Genomic DNA, 1,150 nt, shown 5'->3' with positions numbered 1-1,150 from the left:
GCGCCAATCCGGTGATCGCGGCCATCGCGCTCCATTGCGGCGCCGTGGGCAGCCATCCGACGGTCGGAACAGTTGAGAGCCCGTCCCATAGAAAGACCAGCGGATTGCCGGCCACGCGTCCGAAGGCGCGCTGGACGTGCAAGAACGCAAAGCCGTCCCCGACCGTAAGGTAAAGAAACAGGATGTAAGCGAACAAACCGGCAGGCGAGATGAGGACAGCGACCAGCAGATCCGGCCGGCCAAGCACCCAGCGCGGGAAAGACAGCGTCGACCCGCCCTGCTCGCTGTGCTCCCTGAACATTTGAATTACGGTCGCAAATACGACGAAGACCCCGACGAGCCTGGTCGCCGACAGCAGCGCGGATGAAACACCAGCGGCGAGATAGCTGGAGCGCTTGAGCGCCAGAAAAACGCACGAGGTCAGGAGCACGAAAAGAGGTTCGCTCAGGAAGGTCGTGAAGTGAAAGGAGAACGGGCCGCTGAGCAGAAAAGCGCAATACAGAACATAAGCGCGCATGTTCTTGTCGAGCAGCGGCCATGCCACCAGACAGGCGGCGTAGCTGCAGACAGTGGAGGTGATGGTGGCGACCAGTATCGTCTGGAAAGGGAAGATAACCCGAATCGCGGCCACCAGCATCGGGTAGAGCGGGAAGAAGCCCCAGCGACCGACATTGCTGTGGTCTGGAATGGGAAAGCGCTCGTAACCTTGTTCGCTGATGTCAATATACCAGGCGCAATCCCAGCGGCAGAGCGCGCGGGCATAAGCCGCGAAACCTGGTTCCTCCGACACAGAAGCAAATGCTGCATAGCGAATGGCCAGTCCGCTGATCACGAACAGCAACGGCACCGCTGCGGCGGTCAGGAACATGGCGCGAGCGCCAGCGCTCGCACGCGCGACATCTTCGAGCGCCAACTCTGCCTCCACCCATTCGAGTGGCTGGCGCCACTCTCCCCTCTAAATTAGCGCCGCCGGGGCAAATTCAAGACATCCCTTTCGTCGGCGGCATCATCTTCGTCCCCGGATCACGAGTCTCTCAGCCAGACGAGCATCTCGCCGGGATCGCGGTTGTCCCAGGCAAAATAGGGAACGGCGGTGACTTTCGTCTCCTCCACCGCCGGTGGTTCGGTGCGGTAGAGTCCGTCTTTCCAG

The 1,150-nt window shown here is 61.1% G+C and carries 2 protein-coding genes; both read right to left on the bottom strand.

Annotated elements, in window-relative coordinates:
- Nucleotides 1–913 (bottom strand): hypothetical protein (locus tag EOA86_RS35610; protein ID WP_128345736.1); only part of this gene is annotated, 913 nt, incomplete at its 3' end.
- Nucleotides 914–1,023: 110 nt separating this feature from the next.
- A partial coding sequence (locus tag EOA86_RS41630) for a hypothetical protein (RefSeq protein ID WP_348633388.1) occupies nucleotides 1,024–1,150 on the bottom strand: 127 nt, incomplete at its 5' end.

This window comes from Mesorhizobium sp. M5C.F.Ca.IN.020.32.2.1, assembly GCF_004023105.1.
In the GTDB taxonomy this organism is placed as follows: Bacteria; Pseudomonadota; Alphaproteobacteria; order Rhizobiales; family Rhizobiaceae; genus Mesorhizobium; species Mesorhizobium wenxiniae.
Note: the sequence above shows the minus strand (reverse complement) of the source record. Positions and strands in the feature narration are given on the sequence as shown.